The 17,386-nt window shown below is 60.1% G+C and carries 15 protein-coding genes and 2 tRNA genes; 8 read left to right on the top strand and 9 right to left on the bottom strand.

All coding sequences use genetic code 11. The features are described from left to right. Window positions 1-147: 147 nt before the first annotated feature. From ABD720_RS07905 to ABD720_RS07915, 3 genes are all read right to left on the bottom strand, one after another. Complete coding sequence (locus ABD720_RS07905; protein ID WP_344762728.1) at window positions 148-1,584, bottom strand: dihydrolipoyl dehydrogenase; 1,437 nt, start codon at window positions 1,582-1,584, stop codon at window positions 148-150. Then, the gene (locus ABD720_RS07910) at window positions 1,581-2,132 is read right to left on the bottom strand and encodes a hypothetical protein (RefSeq protein ID WP_344762729.1); all 552 of its coding nucleotides are present in this window, start codon (window positions 2,130-2,132) and stop codon (window positions 1,581-1,583) included. Before ABD720_RS07910 ends, ABD720_RS07905 begins: the two co-directional genes overlap by 4 nt. Window positions 2,133-2,242: 110 nt before the next feature. Then, window positions 2,243-2,737, bottom strand: coding sequence for a TonB family protein (locus tag ABD720_RS07915; RefSeq protein WP_344762730.1), 495 nt, complete (start codon window positions 2,735-2,737; stop codon window positions 2,243-2,245). Window positions 2,738-2,878: 141 nt separating this feature from the next. Here ABD720_RS07915 and ABD720_RS07920 point away from each other — a divergent pair, with 141 nt between their 5' ends. The 4 genes from ABD720_RS07920 to ABD720_RS07935 all read left to right on the top strand — a co-directional run bounded on the left by ABD720_RS07920 (window position 2,879) and on the right by ABD720_RS07935 (window position 6,414). Next, window positions 2,879-3,028, top strand: coding sequence for a hypothetical protein (locus tag ABD720_RS07920; RefSeq protein WP_344762731.1), 150 nt, complete (start codon window positions 2,879-2,881; stop codon window positions 3,026-3,028). Between the two features lie 83 nt (window positions 3,029-3,111). Further along, window positions 3,112-3,669 (top strand): SRPBCC family protein, encoded by a 558-nt coding sequence (locus ABD720_RS07925; protein WP_344762732.1) that lies wholly within the window; start codon window positions 3,112-3,114, stop codon window positions 3,667-3,669. 29 nt (window positions 3,670-3,698) lie between these two features. Then, on the top strand, window positions 3,699-4,274 hold the full coding sequence (locus ABD720_RS07930; protein ID WP_344762733.1) for an SRPBCC family protein: 576 nt from the start codon (window positions 3,699-3,701) through the stop codon (window positions 4,272-4,274). A gap of 94 nt (window positions 4,275-4,368) precedes the next feature. Continuing rightward, window positions 4,369-6,414 carry an AsmA family protein gene (locus ABD720_RS07935; protein ID WP_344762734.1) on the top strand — a complete coding sequence of 682 codons (2,046 nt, stop codon included), beginning with the start codon at window positions 4,369-4,371 and terminating at the stop codon, window positions 6,412-6,414. A gap of 26 nt (window positions 6,415-6,440) precedes the next feature. Here ABD720_RS07935 and pip read toward each other — a convergent pair whose 3' ends face one another. Next, window positions 6,441-7,412 carry a prolyl aminopeptidase gene (gene pip, locus ABD720_RS07940; RefSeq protein WP_344762735.1) on the bottom strand — a complete coding sequence of 324 codons (972 nt, stop codon included), beginning with the start codon at window positions 7,410-7,412 and terminating at the stop codon, window positions 6,441-6,443. A 124-nt stretch (window positions 7,413-7,536) separates the two neighbouring features. Between pip and ABD720_RS07945 the strand changes: the two genes are divergently transcribed. The 4 genes from ABD720_RS07945 to ABD720_RS07960 all read left to right on the top strand — a co-directional run bounded on the left by ABD720_RS07945 (window position 7,537) and on the right by ABD720_RS07960 (window position 9,792). Continuing rightward, the gene (locus tag ABD720_RS07945) at window positions 7,537-8,643 is read left to right on the top strand and encodes an S-(hydroxymethyl)glutathione dehydrogenase/class III alcohol dehydrogenase (protein WP_344762736.1); all 1,107 of its coding nucleotides are present in this window, start codon (window positions 7,537-7,539) and stop codon (window positions 8,641-8,643) included. Further along, window positions 8,643-9,488 carry an S-formylglutathione hydrolase gene (gene fghA, locus ABD720_RS07950; protein WP_425547942.1) on the top strand — a complete coding sequence of 282 codons (846 nt, stop codon included), beginning with the start codon at window positions 8,643-8,645 and terminating at the stop codon, window positions 9,486-9,488. The genes ABD720_RS07945 and fghA overlap by 1 nt, the downstream gene beginning before the upstream one ends. A gap of 121 nt (window positions 9,489-9,609) precedes the next feature. Further along, window positions 9,610-9,685: transfer RNA gene (locus ABD720_RS07955), tRNA-Val, on the top strand. Window positions 9,686-9,715: 30 nt separating this feature from the next. After that, a tRNA-Asp gene (locus ABD720_RS07960) sits at window positions 9,716-9,792 on the top strand. 356 nt (window positions 9,793-10,148) lie between these two features. Here ABD720_RS07960 and ABD720_RS07965 read toward each other — a convergent pair. From ABD720_RS07965 to ABD720_RS07985, 5 genes are all read right to left on the bottom strand, one after another. Beyond that, the gene (locus tag ABD720_RS07965) at window positions 10,149-10,427 is read right to left on the bottom strand and encodes a type II toxin-antitoxin system Phd/YefM family antitoxin (protein WP_344762737.1); all 279 of its coding nucleotides are present in this window, start codon (window positions 10,425-10,427) and stop codon (window positions 10,149-10,151) included. Window positions 10,428-10,506: 79 nt separating this feature from the next. Next, a complete protein-coding gene (gene dinB / locus ABD720_RS07970; RefSeq protein WP_344762738.1) occupies window positions 10,507-11,586 on the bottom strand; it encodes a DNA polymerase IV in 1,080 nt (359 codons plus the stop codon). A gap of 109 nt (window positions 11,587-11,695) precedes the next feature. Beyond that, the gene (locus tag ABD720_RS07975) at window positions 11,696-12,112 is read right to left on the bottom strand and encodes a hypothetical protein (protein WP_344762739.1); all 417 of its coding nucleotides are present in this window, start codon (window positions 12,110-12,112) and stop codon (window positions 11,696-11,698) included. Window positions 12,113-12,322: 210 nt separating this feature from the next. After that, window positions 12,323-14,371, bottom strand: a complete 2,049-nt coding sequence (locus ABD720_RS07980; RefSeq protein WP_344762740.1) for a UvrD-helicase domain-containing protein — start codon at window positions 14,369-14,371, stop codon at window positions 12,323-12,325. Window positions 14,372-14,431: 60 nt separating this feature from the next. Beyond that, on the bottom strand, window positions 14,432-17,269 hold the full coding sequence (locus tag ABD720_RS07985; RefSeq protein WP_344762741.1) for a M16 family metallopeptidase: 2,838 nt from the start codon (window positions 17,267-17,269) through the stop codon (window positions 14,432-14,434). Window positions 17,270-17,386: the final 117 nt, after the last annotated feature.

Here is a 17,386-nt window from a genome sequence, read left to right on the forward strand (position 1 = left end):
TCATTAAGCCTGTACACCATACCAGACCCTATGTTTTCCGAGCATAAACGGCATTGCAAGCCATAACAGTTCGCTAACGAACATAGTCTGCCTGTGTCTTGTCGGAAAAGCATCAGATAACGCAAGCGCGTTTGATGCCAGCCAACGCTACATGCCAGGCGTGCAGTCGCCGCAATGCACGATGCTATCGGGCAGGTTTTTCTCGATCTGGTCCTGCAGTCGGCGCAGCGCGGTACGAACGCCTTCTTCGATCACCGGATGATAGAACGGCATATCGAGCATCTGCGATACCGTCATGCGGTTCTGGCATGCCCATGCCAGCAGGTGGGCAATGTGCTCGGCACGCGGGCCAACCATTTCTGCGCCGAGGAACAGGCCCGAGCCAAGCTCTGCATACATACGCAGCACGCCACGGTTCTGCCGCATCACGCGGCTGCGGCCCTGATCGGCAAACGAGACACTGCCAATTGCCACGCGCAGCGCCGCCAGATCGCGAAACCGCAGCCCGATCATGGCAATTTGCGGATCACAGAACACCACGCCGATGGCGGTGCGGCGCAAACCAGGTCTGACCACGGGATAACCGCCGGCGTTGTCGCCGGCTATACGTCCCTGGTCAACCGCTTCGTGCAACAACGGTTGCGCGTCGTCTGCATCGCCGGCAATGAAAATGGTGCTGCTGCCACATTGCATCGTGTCGCGGTCGAACAGCGGAACGCCGTGTTCATCGAGCGCCAATCCGCTGTGTTCCAGGTGCAAGCCGGCCAGATTGGGCTTGCGTCCGACAGCCGACACGACCAGCGCAAACTGCTCATTGCGCTCGATGCCATCCTTGCCAACGGAACGCACCAGCACGCCATCGCCATCACACCGTGCCTCGAAACGCTGGTTGTTGAGGCGCAGATCGAGTTCGCTGGCCATGCACGCGACCGCGCTGCGGATCACCTCGGGATCGCTCAGCGGCCCGACCTTGTCACCGCGGCCGAATAGCGCCACCCGCACACCCAACCGCTGCAGCGCCTGACCCAGTTCCAGACCGATCACGCCGGCACCAAGCACGGCGACCGACGCCGGCAAGTCGGTCCACGCGAAGAGTTGCTCGTTGTTGATGACCCGCTCGCCGAGTCCGGCCAGGTCCGGCGGCATCACCGCACTGGAGCCGGTCGCAATCACGATGCGGGCCGCGTTGATGAGGGTGTGGTCATCGATCTGCAATTGCTGCGGACCGCGGAAGCGGGCACTGCCGGTGATGCGGTCGGATTCGGCAATCTGCTCGATGCCATCCAGCACGAAACCGACGAAGCGGTCGCGTTCGGCACGGACCCGCGCCATCACTTCCTTGCCATCGATGCGCGCCGGTCCGGCATGAACACCAAAACCGGCTGCGTCAGCCACCGCATGGGCCGCATCCGCCGCCGCAATGAGCAACTTGCTGGGCATGCATCCGACCCGCGCGCACGTCGTGCCATGTGGTCCGCGTTCGATCAGCAGCACCCGGCCACCATGCGATTTTGCCGCCCGAAAAGCGGTCAGACCGGCACTGCCGGCGCCAATCACGGCGACATCGACGTCGATAGTATTCATGCGGGGCCGACGGTATTTTGTTCGCGCAGTTCGGCGAACGCGTCGATGCTGCCGATGCGTACCACGATCGGGTTCATCGAGAGCATGGTCTGGATCGGGCGCCAGGCAAACAGCCACTCTTTCTGGCCAGCCAGATGGCGCCCTTTGGTGAACGCTGCACCCAGCGGACTCGGCGCGCCATAGGCCACTGCCGCATCGATGCCGGCCCATTGCGGCAGGGCTTTTTGTACGGCGCGATGGATACGCTCACCGAACTCCTCGGTGTTATGAATGATCACGCAGCACGGTGCGGCCTGATCTTGCTGAAAGAGTTTTTCGCTCAGCGCAGTCGACAGGCTGAGTGTCAGGAAACTCGCTGCCGGCAAGGCGCGCGGCGCGCCGAACGGCAATATCTGGCTGGCAGCAGAGGTGCTGGTCAACGGCTCGCCATAGCTATTCGGGCGCAGGCGGAATTCGCCTGCCTGCAGCGCGCGTTCGGCAGTCACGCGATCCGCATAAAAGTACAGCTTGGACGGACGGCTTGCTTCAACACGGTTGGATACGGACATGGTGCTCCTGATCTGGGTCAATCTGGCTGGCCTGCCCTATGTGGCAAGCCGCTATACAAGTCGGGATTCTACCGTCTTGCGAGGCTGCGGTTGTACTGCGATCGTCGGGGTCACTCGCTCATTTGTGGCTGCGCAATGCTGCGTATCTGAAAACGGCCATCGCCATTGAACAACCAGGTCTCGGAAATGTCGAGTTTGCCGTGCCGCAGCAGGTGCGCGGGCGGTCGCGGAAACGGTGCGCTCGCCCGCAAACTCGCTAGCGCGGTCGACTCGGTCGCCTTGTCGTGGTTGCTGCGCAGGATCTCGCTGCGCAGCAGCTTGCCGGCTGCGTCGAGTTCGAATTTGACCACAATGACCGAGCGCAAAAAAGCCTGTGGCTGGCCCGGATAAACCTGACTGGCGTTAGCGTCTGAAATGCGCTGGGCGATCTCTTCCTTGTACATGCCCAGCGTGCGGGCGCCCGGACTGGTCGGCGCGGAGGATGTCGCTGGTACGGCGGGTTGGCCGAGCGTATCGCTGCGGGGGGTGCTGCCGGGCCGACTGGAAGTACAGGCAGCAAGTGCGGCGCTGAGCGCGGCAAGTAGTACGGCGAGGCGGGTTTTCATGAACGCAATTCCTAAAAAATATACATGACACGGTGGCGCTATCGTCTACAACGGGTTGGCATGTGATTGACGGCGAGGCGGGACGTTCAACCGGATTCGCGTCACAAGCGCCCAGGGGCCGGCCGCCAGCTTTCGTACATCATGACCATCGATCTCGTTGTACCCGACCTCGGCCCGCATTTCAACGCCTTTACGCAAGATGTCGCCATTGGCATGCGCCGCATCTCCTGCCGATGCGGGTGTTGCAAAAACTTTGCGGTCAACAATCCCGGCGCAGCCAGCACAGGTTGACTCCTTGGCACCATGCGCCAGAAAACTTGCTTTCTCTGCTATGGTTCACGCTTTGATGCTGTTCATCAGGGGTCGCCATCGCCATGCATCTCGCCCGTTTCGTGTCATTGTCGCTACTCGGCCTGATGGCGTTGCCGGCCCATGCAAGTGAGGCTCTCGACGTGATGGTGGTGCGCAACCGGACCTCGGATCAAGCGTTTTTCGACATCCGGGCGAGCGGATTTACCCGCGCCACACCGGAACGAGTCTGGCAAGTACTGACCGATTACGAACGCCAGCCGGACTACGTGCCCAACCTGACTGCAGCCCGTGTGGTGTCGCGCAACGGAACCGAACTGGTGCTGGAGCAAGATGGCCGCGGCGGCTTTTTTTTGTTCAAGCGCGCGATCCATTTGAAGGTCAGAATATTGGAGAAACAGCCTTCCAGCATCGACGTGGCGTTAATCTCTGGTGACATGAAACGTTACAGTGCGCGCTGGCTGCTGACACCCGCCGAGCAATCCGGCGCAGCGGGTACCCGCATCGATTACAGCGGATCGATCGAACCGGATTTTTTTGTTCCGCCAGTGCTTGGGAATGCGATCGTACGCGCGGATATCCGCAAAATGATGGAAGCAGTCATTACCGAACTTGATCAATAAAACGGCATCAAAAGCCGCAGGAGACACCGATGAAATATCCAGCCACTGTCGTACTTCTCTCCGTCCTGCTGATGGCAGGTACAGCCACGACTGCACTCGCCGCCATCGATGACAATGAGTCGCCGGTCGTGGTTCACGTCAGCAAACATGGTGACCTGATCACCGTCGATGCCGACTTCAGCGTGTCGGTTCCGCCCAGACAGGCCTGGGAAGTGCTGACCGATTTCGATCACATGTCACGCTTCATTTCGAACGTCACGTTCAGCGCGGTCACGGCGCGCCAGCGCGACAAATTACAGGTCACGCAAAAGGGTGCGGCGCAGCGCGGACCGCTGAGTTTCAGTTTCGATTCCGTGCGCGAGATCGAACTGAAGCCGTTCGAAAAAATCACTACCCATCTGCTATCCGGCAACATGAAACAGCTGGACGGCACCACGCTGCTCAGTGCCAGCGAGGTCGGTACGCATATCGTGTATCACGCCGAATCGATTCCGAATACCTTCGTCCCGCCGCTGATCGGTACCGCCTTCATCGAAACCGAATCGCGTCATCAGTTCGAGCAAATGCGCGTCGAAATGCTGACCCGCAAAGCGGCCATGAAATAGCCACGAGCAAGCCATGAGCACGCGGCGAACACGACGAACGTGTTGCGCCGCTGCCCGGCCACACCGCACCGCACTTCTCCAGGAAACCTGAATGATGACATTGAACAAAACGGGCAAGATCGCTGCGACCGGCGCTGCCATCCTGATCGCGACGGTGGTGCTGCTGCTGATCGTCCTGGTGACCTGGGACTGGGATCGCAGCCGCCCATGGCTCAACGACAAGGTGACACAGGCAATCGGTCGCGACTTCGCCATCCGCGGACACATCAGCGTCAGCTGGCATCGTCCACCGGGCGAAACCGGCTGGCGCAGCTATCTGCCATGGCCACGTTTTACCGCCAGCGATGTGGTGATCGGGAATCCTGAATGGGCGCACCAGCCGACCTTCGCAGCACTCGACCAGATTCACTTCGACCTCGGCGTGCTGCCGCTGCTGCGCAAGGAAATCGACATTCCCAGCATCACGCTGGTCAATCCCGCCATCGATCTGGAACGCCTTGCTGACGGCCGCTTTAACTGGACCTTCAAGACCCGCTCCAGCCCATCGGAATGGACCTTGAACCTGGACCGGATCGGCTTTGCGACCGGCACCGTCACCATCGCTGACAAGGTCAAGAAAATCGCTGCGGTGGCGACGATTCGCCCGGTCGGCGACGTCGATATCGGCGCGCTGGTAGACAAACCGACAGCAGGATCGATCCCGGACAAGCCAGCAGCAACACAGTACGGTTTTGCGTTCGATGTCAAGGGAACCTACAACAAGGCCGCACTGACAGGCAGTGGCAAGTTCGGTGGCGTGCTGTCGCTGGTCGATGCGCGTCAGCCATTTCCGCTGCAAACCGACCTGCGCCTGGGCGACAACCATATCGTGCTGAGCGGTACCATCACCGACCCCGGCAACCTGGCAGCGATGGACCTGCAATTGCAGCTGGCATCCAGCAGCATGGCGCACCTGTACGAACTCACCGGCATGACCCTGCCCGACACCCCGCCCTTCAGCACCAGCGGTCACCTGACTGGCCGGCTACGCAAGAACGACAGCGTGTTCACCTACGAAAAATTCACCGGCCGGGTCGGCGGCTCGGACCTGTCCGGTACGCTAGGCTACGCCACCGGCGGAGTACGCCCCAAACTCACCGGTGACGTGCGTTCCGAAAAGCTGCTGTTCGCCGACCTCGCGCCATTGATTGGCGCCAACAGCAACAGCAAAAACGCACCGGCACGCGAAGAAGTCAAACAGCTTCCCGGCCGGGCAATCCCCGCCACCCCATTTCGTACCGATCGCTGGAAAGCCATGGATGCCGACGTCAAGTTCGTCGGCAAAAAAATCATTCGCGATGCGGCGTTGCCGGTCAACGATGTCTCGGCCCACGTGATCATGAACGATGGCGTGCTGACGCTGAACCCGCTGCAGTTCGGCGTCGCCGGCGGCACCTTGACCGGCAATATCGCGCTCGATGGCAGCACCGATCCGCTGCGCGCCAAGTTCAATCTGTCGGCCCGCAAACTGCGCCTGAAAGAGCTGTTCCCCACCTTCGAACCGATGAAAGCCAGCTTTGGCCAGATCAATGGTGATGCCGGATTGAGCGCCGTCGGCAATACGCCGATGGCACTGGCGGCAACGCTGGATGGCGAGGTGCGCATGCTGCTCAACGACGGCGCCATCAGCGGCACCCTGCTGGAGCAGGCCGGACTGAACGTGGCCAACATCGTGCTGGCAAAACTGTTTGGTGACAAGATCGTCAAGATCAACTGCGCGGCCGCCGAGTTCATCGTCAAAAAAGGCGTACTGGAATCACGTGTGTTTGCGCTCGATACGGAGGACGCGCTGATCAACGTGGATGGCACGGTCAATCTTGGCAATGAACAACTCGACCTGAACGTGCATCCGCATACCAAAGGCTTTCGGGTATTTTCGCTGCGCTCGCCGCTGTACGTAAAAGGAACCTTCAAGGATCCGCAAGTCGGTGTCGCCGTGGGACCGCTGGCCGTGCGGGGCGCGGCGGCGGTCGGACTGGGCTTGCTGAATCCGTTTGCGGCATTGCTGGCGATGGTCGCGCCCAGTAACAACAACGAATCGCCCTGCCCGGCTATCGTCGCCGATGCCAACCGCGGCATGAAAACCGCACCACGCAAATAGGCTTCAGTGGGCTGATCAGTACGCGATCAGTCGAACCGGCGACGCAAGCGAAATGCTTCGGTCGCCGCCACCAGCGCGGCCACGGTGCCGGGTTCCAGCGCAGCATGTCCGGCGTCGGGAATCAGGCGCATTTGCGCCTGCGGCCACGCCGCCAGCAATCGATGCGCAGCCCTCGGCGGACACACCACGTCGTAGCGTCCTTGCACGATGACGGCGGGCAGATGCCGGATGCGATCGATGCCATCGAGTAGCTGGTTCTCCGAGAAAAAACAGTCATGCAGCATGTAGTGGGCTTCGAGCCGGCCAATACCCAGGCTGACCCGATCGGACTCGGCGTCCGGTTCACCTTGTTCGTCCTGCAGCAACAAGAACGAGCAGCTACCTTCGTAGCGATTCCAGCTGCGCGCCGCCGGCAGGTAGACCGCCGGGTCATCACTGAACAGGCGTTTTTCGTAGGCGTGGATCAGGTCACCGCGTTCGTCTTCGGGAATGAAGTCGGCGAAGCGCTGATGCGCATCCGGATAGAACCACTGGATGCCGTTGATGAACCAGTCGATCTCGGCTCTGGAGCCGAGGAAGATTCCGCGCAGGATGAAACCGAGGCAGGCTAGCGGATGCGCCTGGCCATAGGCCAGCGCCAGCGTCGACCCCCATGACCCGCCGAATACCAGCCATTGGTCGATGCCAAGCAACGCACGCAGTTGTTCAATGTCGGCCACCAGCAGCTGGGTGGTGTTCTGCCGGTATTCGCCCAGCGGGGTCGACTGGCCGGCGCCACGCTGATCGAACAGGACGATGCGGTAAAACGCCGGATCGAAAAAGCGTCGATGGTTCGGTGACAGCCCGCCACCCGGACCGCCATGCAAAAACAGCACCGGCATGCCGTTCGGATTGCCGCATTCTTCCCAATACAGCGTGTGTAACGTATCGACGACAAGCCTGCCCGTGCGATATGGAACAAGTGGCGGGAACAGGACGTCATCGGCGGTATCGTTCATGGTGCTTTCGGGTTCTGGGTCGAGGTGAGAAAAAATCGGCGATGTCGCCGATAATGCGTCGGCGAGCTGTACCGATGCAGCATCATAAACCAACCAAAAACACCGACATAAGCGAGAACCGTCAATGAAAACCAAAGCCGCAGTAGCATGGCAAGCAGGCCGTCCCCTGACCATCGAAGACGTCGAACTGGGCGGCCCCCGCTCCGGTGAAGTCCTGGTCGAAATCAAAGCCACCGGCATTTGCCACACCGATTACTACACGCTCTCCGGCGCCGATCCGGAAGGCCTTTTCCCGGCGATCCTGGGCCATGAGGGCGCCGGTATCGTGGTCGACGTGGGGCCTGACGTGAAGTCGATCCGCAAGGATGACCATGTGATTCCGCTGTACACGCCGGAATGCCGTCAGTGCAAATTCTGCCTCTCGCAAAAAACCAATTTATGCCAGTCGATCCGCTCGACCCAGGGCCGTGGCTTGATGCCGGATGCGACCAGCCGTTTCTCGATTGATGGCAAGCCGCTGTTCCATTACATGGGCACCTCGACCTTCTCGAACTACATCGTGGTGCCGGAAATTGCACTCGCAAAAATCCGCGAAGACGCGCCGTTCGACAAGGTCTGCTACATCGGTTGCGGCGTCACCACCGGCGTGGGTGCCGTGATCTTTACCGCCAAGGTGGAAGCCGGCGCGAACGTGGTGGTGTTCGGCCTTGGTGGCATCGGCCTGAACGTGATCCAGGCTGCAAAAATGGTTGGCGCAGACAAGATCATCGGCGTCGATCTGAACCCGGCACGCGAAGCCATGGCCCGTAAATTCGGCATGACGCATTTCGTCAATGCCAAGGAAGTCGAGAATGTGGTCGACCATATCATCCAGATCACCGATGGCGGCGCCGACTATTCGTTCGAATGCATCGGCAACACCAAGGTCATGCGCCAGGCCCTGGAATGCACCCACAAGGGCTGGGGCAAATCGATCATCATCGGCGTGGCCGAAGCCGGTGCCGAAATCAGCACCCGCCCATTCCAGCTGGTGACCGGCCGCGAATGGAAAGGCTCGGCCTTCGGTGGCGCACGCGGCCGTACCGATGTACCAAAAATCGTCGACTGGTACATGGAAGGCAAGCTCAATATCGACGACCTGATCACGCACCGCCTGCCGCTGGAGCGAATCAATGAAGGCTTCGACCTGATGAAGAGCGGCGAGTCGATCCGCTCGGTCGTGCTGTACTGATGGAGTGCCTCAGCGAGCATGCGTGTTTTGGTGGCGTGCAGGGTTTTTATCAGCACGCCTCGACCACGATCGGGTTGCCGATGCGGTTCTCGGTATACCAGCCGCCGCAAGCCAAGGACGGCCCGGTACCGGTGCTGTTTTTTCTGGCTGGCCTGACCTGTACCGAAGAGACCTTCATGATGAAAGCCGGTGCGCAGCGTTATGCGGCCGAGCACGGCATCATGCTGATCGCGCCCGATACCAGCCCGCGCGATACCGGGATTGCGGGCGCGGCCGATAGCTGGGACTTCGGTAACGGCGCCGGCTTTTATCTGGATGCGACCGAGGCGCCGTGGTCGACGCATTTCCGGATGGAGTCGTACCTGGTCGACGAACTGCGCGCATTGATCGTGCAGCAGTTTCCGGCCCGCGCCGATGCGATTGGCGTGTGCGGTCACTCGATGGGAGGGCATGGCGCATTGACACTGGCGTTGCGGCACCCGGACGTGTTTCGCTCGGTCTCGGCGTTCGCGCCGATCGCCGCGCCGTCGCAATGTCCGTGGGGCGAAAAGGCATTCACCCACTACCTCGGCGCCGACCAGTCGACCTGGGACGCGCACGATGCCAGTAGCTTGATGGCAAAGAGCAAGGCACCGTTCCCCGACGGCATCCTGATCGACCAGGGACTGGGCGACAAATTTCTGGAGGCGCAGCAGTTATTGCCGGAAGTTTTCGAAGCCGCCTGTCGACATGCGCAGCAACCGCTAATCGTGCGACGCCATCCCGGTTACGACCATGGTTACTACTTTATTGCCAGTTTCATTGCGGATCACCTGGCGTTTCATCATCGCCACCTGTCGGCCTGAAGTCTTTTTTGCTTGCCTGCTAGGCAAAAGAAATAATCTGTTGTAGACTTCGGGCCCTTCAGGTGTGAAGACAAACATCGTGTTTTGAAGCAGGCAGAAGTATTGCCGGGGATGTGCAGCCGGGTGCTTAGCTCAGTTGGTAGAGCGGCGCCCTTACAAGGCGTAGGTCGGCGGTTCGAGCCCGTCAGCACCCACCAGGTACACAACCTGGCAGCAAGTCCAGTTTAGGAGTGGTAGTTCAGTTGGTTAGAATACCGGCCTGTCACGCCGGGGGTCGCGGGTTCGAGTCCCGTCCACTCCGCCAATATAAAAAAGCCTGCGCAAGCAGGCTTTTTTTATGCCAGTCATATATGCCCGCTTGCGGGCACACTCTGCGGAGTGGAGTAAGCCGCCTGCGCGGCTTGCGGCGGGACGCGAAGGCAATCGCTTGCAAGCGATTGAGCGGCCTGCCGCCGGTAGGCGAGTCCCGTCCACTCCGCCAATTTAAAAAAGCCTGCGCAAGCAGGCTTTTTTTATGCCCGTCATATATGCCCGCTTGCGGGCACACTCTGCGGAGTGGAGTAAGCCGCCTGCGCGGCTTGCGGCTAGCCCACTTGTCGAGCATAGAATGCTGCAGTGAAAGCAAGTCCGCCTGTGCGTCAGGAAGAACAATGACCGCCATTATTTGCGGCTTTGACGAGCCGCCAACAACTGTGTCCGTGATTCGGCAACGGAGATCCCTTTTCCTTGCATGCGGTCCTTCTCGCCCACGGCAATAATTTTTAATGTGGCAATCAGGGATTCCTTTTCCTGAAACTGTTTGACGCCCTCAATCACCATGCCGGCCTCACCATTGCGGGTGATGACGAACGGATTACCGTTCATTTCCAGATCTTCGGAAATCTGCGCCGTATGACTCTTCAGGTAGGAAATGGACTTGATATTGGCTATCGACTGCATGGTGTCTCCCCCAGGGTTCGCCATACCTGAATTTGGTACTGAATTTAGTTGAAGTCAACGGCTGACATGCCCCGCTAACTCATCTCCGATCGTCACGATCAAACAATGCCATCTGCCCATCCACCCCCTCCTCCTCGCCCAACCGCACACCCGCACCAAGCAGTCGCACAGCCTGCTGACGACGTCGGAAGCCGATTTCCAGCAAGCCATGCAGCACGTCCCGATCAATCGCCGTGGCGACACATTCCACCGTGGTCTGGCGGAAGTCGGCGAAGCGGATCTTGATGAACAGTTTATGAATATGCTTTTCGGCTGCGGCGCGCTGCACGCGCGCGATCAGCATGTCAATGATTGCGTCGAATTCGGCGGCGCAAGCTGCCAGATCGGCCAGATCAGTGACGTAGGTTTCTTCGACACTGACCGATTTGCGTTCGGACGACGGATTGACCACGCGCTCATCGATACCGCGACACAGGTTGTAGAGCCGTTCACCGAACTTGCCGAACTGCTGCGTCAATTCGGCGCGCGGCCAGTTGCGCAGATCGGCGCAGTAGTGGGCACCGAGCGCGTTGAGCTTGGCGGCCGTGACCTTGCCCACGCCGTGCAGTTTTTTGACCGGCAATGCGGCAACGAAGGCATCGATTTCATGCGGCCGCACGACGAACTGCCCATTCGGCTTATTCCAGTCACTGGCGATCTTGGCGATGAATTTATTGGGCGCGATGCCTGCTGATGCGGTGATGCCAACGGTGGCTTCGATGCGCGCGCGAATTTCCTGTGCGATCAGGGTCGCGCTGCCGCCATGTTGCGTGGCATGGGTGACGTCGAGGTAGGCTTCATCCAGCGACAGCGGTTCGACCAGTGCGGTGTAGTCGCGATAGATCGCCAGGATCTGCTTCGACGCGATACGGTACTTCTCCATCGCCGGGCGCACGACGATCAGGCCGGGGCAACGCTGCAAAGCCTGTGATGTCGCCATGGCCGAACGCACACCGAAACGGCGTGCTTCGTAATTGCAGGTCGCGACCACGCCGCGCTGATCAGCGCGACCGCCAACAGCCACCGGCAGCAGGCGCAACGAGGGGTCATCGCGCATTTCGACAGCGGCATAGAAGCAATCACAATCGCAGTGGATGATCTTTCGCTGAGGAGGTTTCAAGTTGGCGTGTCGGCGGGAATCGGGCGCTCATTCTAACGGTCGGGCAATAAAAAAACCGCGGCATCCGTTAGCCGGATGCAGCGGTTTTTTGTGACACGCGACGTGTGGGTCAGTTGATGGTGTCGTCTTTCTTCTGGATTTTTGCGTCAGCGGCGAGACGGGCCTTGCGCTCGCGGGAGGCGCTGCGCTTCTCGGCTTTCATGTCCGACTTGGCCTGAGCCTTGTCTTCCTTGTACTCCTCTTTTGCCATGTCCTTTTTCATCTTGTAGTCGCTCTTGGCGGCGGCATCTTCTGCGCGCTTCTGGACATACGGATCGGCGGCTGGTGCCACGGACACGGCACCGCTGGCACCGACGCCGACGGCAGGCGTGGCCGGGCTCATCGGGGTCACGGCGACGGGAGCATTGACGCCTCCGTTGCTATTGATGCCGGCACCGACAGCAGGCACGGACAAGGTTTGTGCACCGGCAAAATTGGCAAATACAAGGACGGCTGTGCCCAGCAAAAATTTAGGTGATTTCATCATGGTTAAATCCTTTTAAAATGGAAAAAATGGAACGGCAACCCGTTCTCGAGGTGGCCGCGATGGAACCAGTACCGGGTTCAAGGGGTCACGACTCATTGACACGTTGACATTATCAGAAGTTCTTTGAAAAGGACGTATCGTCGTTTTTACTTACATCTTTCCCGCGCCGGGGAATGTGCCATGACCTGCACTGAACCAGTGCTGCAGACATTACGGAACGCGTGGTTTTTGCAGCAGCGCCTTCAGGTTCGCCAACCGGTCCTTCGGCGAGATGATGTCCGCTTCGGTTGGCACGGCATCGCCTTCATCGAGTTTCATTTCCTTGATAAAGCGCGACATCTCGCAGTTCACGCTTTCGCGGGCACGCTTGCGGCGCTTGCACCAGCTCACGTGCAGCGTGCGCTGCGCCCGCGTGATGCCAACGTACATCAGGCGGCGCTCTTCTTCGATGCGCGCACCCAGCGTCTCGAACGGCGCATCGGGATCGCCCTTGTGCGGCAGGATGCCTTCTTCGACACCGATCAAAAAGACATGCGGAAATTCCAGTCCCTTGGACGCATGCAGCGTCGACATGCGCACCGCATCGGGCTCTTCGTCTTTGCCTTCGAGCATGGTCATCAGGGCCACCATCTGGGTCAATTCCAGCAGGCTTTTTTCGGGTGCTTCGCCATCTTTGCCGCCGGTGCATTTTTCTTTCAGCCAGCTAGTGAAATCGACCACGTTTTCCCATTTGCTGCGGGCCTGGCGATCATCGAAATTGTCGTACAGGTAGTGCTCGTAATTGATCGCTTTCATCATGTCGTCGAGGACTTCGGCAGCATCTTCGCCGGTGTCGGTGGCACGTTCTTCGAGCTGGCGGATGAAGTTGCCGAAGTCGCGCAGGGGCTTGAGCTGGCGATCCGGCAGCTTGGCGTCCAGCCCGCCCTTGAACACCGCCTCGAACAGCGAACATTGCCATTGGCCGGCAAAGGTACCCAGCACTTCCAGCGTCGACTGGCCGACGCCGCGCTTGGGCGTGGTCACGGCGCGGATGAAGGCCGGGTCGTCCGAACCGTTGGCGACCAAGCGCAGGTAGCTGATGATGTCCTTGATTTCGGCGCGGTCAAAATAGCTCTGGCCGCCCGACATCGTGTACGGAATGCGTTCGCGACGCAGGGCTTTTTCGAGCACGCGGGCCTGATGATTGCCACGGTACAGGATCGCGTAATCCGAGAAATTGGCACGCCGCTCGAAGCGATGCGCCGACAGCATGATGGCGACCTGGTCGGCTTCGATCTCATCGTCTTCCATGGCCATCACCTTGACCGGATCACCGAGGCCATGCTCGGACCAGAGTGCCTTGTCGAACAGTTTCGGATTGTTGGAAATGACGGCGTTGGCAGCGCTCAGGATGCGCGTGCTGGAGCGGTAATTCTGTTCCAGCTTGATGACTTTGAGATCGGGGAAATCCACCTGCAAGGTCTTCAGGTTTTCGATGGTCGCGCCACGCCAGGCATAGATCGCCTGGTCATCATCGCCCACCGCCGTGAAGAGCGGTTTCTTGCCGATGCCGGTGACCAGCAGCTTAACCAGCTCGTACTGGCAGGTATTGGTGTCCTGGTATTCATCGACCAGCAAATACCGCAGCCGCCGCTGCCACTTGTCACGCACCGCCTCGTTACTGCGAAACAGCTCGACCGGCAAGCGGATCAGGTCATCGAAATCGACGGCCTGATAGGCCGACAGCGTCGCGACATAACTGCGATAGATGCGCGCCGCCTCGGCTTCGTCCTCGTCGACTGCTTGCCTGATGGCGGTATCGGGATCGATCAGGCCGTTCTTCCACAATGACATGGCGTTCTGAATGCGGCGGATCAACTGCTTGTCGGTGGTGATCGCCAAGTCCTGCACCAGCGAAAAACAATCGTCGCTGTCCATGATCGAAAAGCGATCCTTCAGGCCGAGCTGGCGCGCTTCCTGACGCAGGATTTTGACGCCCAGCGAATGGAAGGTGCTGACGGTCAACTGCTTGGCCTGACGCGGTTGCTTGAGCAGTTTGGCGATGCGTTCCTGCATTTCCAGCGCGGCCTTGTTGGTGAAGGTCAGTGCAGCGATATGTTTGGGTTCGTAGCCGCAATCCTCGATCAGATGCGCGATCTTTTGCGTGATGACGCGGGTCTTGCCGGAGCCGGCACCGGCCAGCACCAGGCACGGGCCATCGAGGTAATACACCGCTTCGCGCTGCGGTGCATTCAGGCCAAACGGGGGAGTCGAAGACATGGAAAAGGGGGATAGTCGGGCGAGCTGCATTGTAACGCTGCAGGCCCGACCATCCGGGGCTTACTTGGCGGGGACGAGCACCTTGCCATCGGCATCGCGCAGCTCGACCGGGCCAAGCCGGAGCTTGTCGAGTTGTGGTGCGATGCTGGCCTGGTCACCCACCCCGATGACGATCAGGTTCTCCGGTGTCAGATACCTGGCAGCCACGGCTTGCGCCTGTTTGCCGGTCACGGCAGCAAACCGTTTGGGCAAGCCGGCGTAGTAATCCGCGCCGAGGTCATAGACGAAAATGTTCGCTAGCGAAGCGCCAATGGCCTGGTTGTTTTCAAAGCGTCCCGGCAGTGACAGGATCTGCGAATTGCGCGCGTTGGCCAGTTCGGCCGCCCCCATCGGCTGGCGGATCATGCCACGCACTTCCTTGAAAATTTCGGCGACGGCCAGACCGGTGACATCGGTACGGATGCTGCCAGCAACTGCAAACGGTCCCGATGCGCGATGAAACGCGAAGGCCGATTTGGTGCCATAGGTATAGCCTTTTTCCTCCCGCAGATTGCTGTTGATGCGACTGGTGAACAGGCCACCGAGCGCCGCGTTCATGACCTGCAGTGCGGCGTAGTCGGGCGAGCTGCGTTGCGGTCCGAGGGTGGCGACACGCAGCGCCGTCTGCGGCGCCCCGGGCTTGTCGACCAGGATCAGTTTTGCGGTCGTCGTCTGCACCGGACCGAATACCACCGGCTTGGGCGCAGTGCCTTTCCAGTCACCGAAACGGGCTTCGGCCAATGCCCGGACTTCGTCACGTGTGATGTCGCCGGTCACCACCAGCGCTGCATTGCCGGGTACGTAATGCTGCTGCCAGAAAGCCTGCAAATCGGCGCGGCTGGTGGCCTTGATGGCGGTTTCGGTGCCGAGTTCGACACTGCCGTACGGATGCTGGCTGCCATACAGCGCCGCCAGTTCGACACGGGCCGCCACGGCTGGTGCATTCTCGCGTTCCTGGCTGAGCTCACCGAGCCGGCTGCTGCGGTTGCGCTCGACTTCATCGGGTGGAAATGCCGGGTGCTGCACCAGGTCGGCCAGCACATCCAGCGATTTTGCGAAGTTGGCCTTGAGCGACATCACTGACGCGATCGAGGCATCCGCACTCGACCCGGTGGCCATGAACGCACCCAGCTGGGCGATGTCATCGGCGATCTGCGGTGCGCTGCGGCTGCTGGTGCCCTCCTCCAGCATGTGCGCGGTAAAGCCGGACAATCCGGGACGCTCGGCCGGGTTGGCGTCCGACCCGCTGCGTACGACCAGCTGGGCCGCCACCAGCGGAAGTGCCGGGTTGCGGTTGTGGATCACAGTCAATCCGTTGGCGAGCGTGAAGGTATCGCCGGTGGGCAGGGCAAACGGTTTGAGTACCTGGCCTTTCGGTACCTGCCGACGCCACGGCTCGTCCTGATTCAGCGACGTGCGCTTTGCGACCGCGGTTTTCAGCACCGGCGGGGTGGCAACTTCCGGTCCGAGCTGCTTCGGTCCGGGCACGCCATGCACGACCACGCGCGCATTCGGTGCCAGTTGCGCTGCCAGCACGCGCTTGACGTCGGCGGCTGTTACCTGGCGATAGCGTTCGATATCCTTCGGCAGATAACCCGGATCACCGAGGTACTGGTTGTACTGGTTGAGCTGGTTGGCCAGGCCTTCGCCACCGACTTTTTCGATGCGGGTCAGCATCGCGGTTTCGATGGTGTTGCGGGCCCGTTCGACTTCCTTGTCATCGGGGCCGTCCTGGCGCAGTTTCTGCAGTTGCTCATCGATTGCAGCTTCAATTTCAGCAGCATCGTGGCCGGGACGCGCCGTCACCGAAACCATGAACATCGAGGTCAGCGCGTTCGAACCCTGTGCTGCGCTGACTTCCTGTGCGATCTGTTTTTCGTAGACCAGCGACTTGTAGAGCCGACTGGATTTTCCGCCACCGAGGATCTGCCCGGCGATGGCCAGTTCGGCATCGCCGGGCTGGTAGGCCGGCGACGTCAGCCACGCCATGTAAACGCGCGGCAACTCGACCCGGTCCGTGACGACGGCACGCCGCTCGGTGGTAATGGGCGGCGTCACGACGGCAATTTTCGGCAGCGCAGGGCCGCGCTTGAAGGTGCCAAAATATTTCGCCACCAGCGCTTTGGTGCGCACCTTGTCGATGTCGCCGACGATGACCAGGCTGGCGTTATTGGGCCGGTAGTAGCGGGTAAAAAAGTCCTTGATGTCTCCCAGTTTGGCGGACTGAATGTCGGCATGCGAACCGATGATGCTGGCGTAATACGGATGGGTCTTCGGGAACAACTGGTGGAACAGGGCTTCTTCGACGATGCCGTACGGTGTGTTCTCGGTACTTTGGCGGCGCTCATTGCGCACCACGTCGATCTGGTTGGTCAGCGCGGTCTGGTCCAGCACGTCGAGCAGATAGCCCATCCGGTCGGCGTGCACCCAGAGCGCCAGCTCAAGCTGGTTCGACGGCACGGTGTCGAAATAATTGGTGCGGTCGAAATCGGTACTGCCATTCGAATCGGTGGCGCCGGCGCCTTCCAGCAATTTATCGGCCATGCCGCGTGGTACATGCTTCGAGGCGGCAAACATCATGTGTTCGAACAGATGGGCAAAGCCGGTCAGGCCGGGCGCTTCGTTGGCCGGCCCGACGTGATACCAGAGGTTCACGGCGGTTAGCGGCAGCCGGTGATTTTCGACCAGGATCACGTCGAGCCCGTTGGGCAGCGTGTATTTTTCAAACGGGACATTGGGTAATGGCGCGTTGGCCGTGACCGCAGTCACCGCAGATTCTGCCGCCAGCACCGGTGGTACCAGTGCGGCATTCAGGGTCAGCAATAAGGCAGGTAATGCCAACAGCTTCGTGGTCTTCATCCATCTCTCCGGGTGTGGTTGGCAGGCGTTACAACGTCTGAATTACAACGCGTGATTATGCCTGCATCACCACAAGTACCGTATTCGGTAAAGCATTCGTCGAGACCACTAATGACC

The sequence above is a fragment of the Actimicrobium antarcticum genome, from assembly GCF_039536745.1.
In the GTDB taxonomy this organism is placed as follows: domain Bacteria; phylum Pseudomonadota; class Gammaproteobacteria; order Burkholderiales; family Burkholderiaceae_D; genus Actimicrobium; species Actimicrobium antarcticum.

Coding starts and splice junctions, on each gene's coding strand:
- ABD720_RS07905 (WP_344762728.1), bottom strand. CDS start 1,584: ATGAATACTATCGACGTCGATGTCGCCGTGATTGGCGCCGGCAGTGCC.
- ABD720_RS07910 (WP_344762729.1), bottom strand. CDS start 2,132: ATGTCCGTATCCAACCGTGTTGAAGCAAGCCGTCCGTCCAAGCTGTAC.
- ABD720_RS07915 (WP_344762730.1), bottom strand. CDS start 2,737: ATGAAAACCCGCCTCGCCGTACTACTTGCCGCGCTCAGCGCCGCACTT.
- ABD720_RS07920 (WP_344762731.1), top strand. CDS start 2,879: ATGACCATCGATCTCGTTGTACCCGACCTCGGCCCGCATTTCAACGCC.
- ABD720_RS07925 (WP_344762732.1), top strand. CDS start 3,112: ATGCATCTCGCCCGTTTCGTGTCATTGTCGCTACTCGGCCTGATGGCG.
- ABD720_RS07930 (WP_344762733.1), top strand. CDS start 3,699: ATGAAATATCCAGCCACTGTCGTACTTCTCTCCGTCCTGCTGATGGCA.
- ABD720_RS07935 (WP_344762734.1), top strand. CDS start 4,369: ATGACATTGAACAAAACGGGCAAGATCGCTGCGACCGGCGCTGCCATC.
- pip (WP_344762735.1), bottom strand. CDS start 7,412: ATGAACGATACCGCCGATGACGTCCTGTTCCCGCCACTTGTTCCATAT.
- ABD720_RS07945 (WP_344762736.1), top strand. CDS start 7,537: ATGAAAACCAAAGCCGCAGTAGCATGGCAAGCAGGCCGTCCCCTGACC.
- fghA (WP_425547942.1), top strand. CDS start 8,643: ATGGAGTGCCTCAGCGAGCATGCGTGTTTTGGTGGCGTGCAGGGTTTT.
- ABD720_RS07965 (WP_344762737.1), bottom strand. CDS start 10,427: ATGCAGTCGATAGCCAATATCAAGTCCATTTCCTACCTGAAGAGTCAT.
- ABD720_RS07975 (WP_344762739.1), bottom strand. CDS start 12,112: ATGATGAAATCACCTAAATTTTTGCTGGGCACAGCCGTCCTTGTATTT.
- ABD720_RS07980 (WP_344762740.1), bottom strand. CDS start 14,371: ATGTCTTCGACTCCCCCGTTTGGCCTGAATGCACCGCAGCGCGAAGCG.
- ABD720_RS07985 (WP_344762741.1), bottom strand. CDS start 17,269: ATGAAGACCACGAAGCTGTTGGCATTACCTGCCTTATTGCTGACCCTG.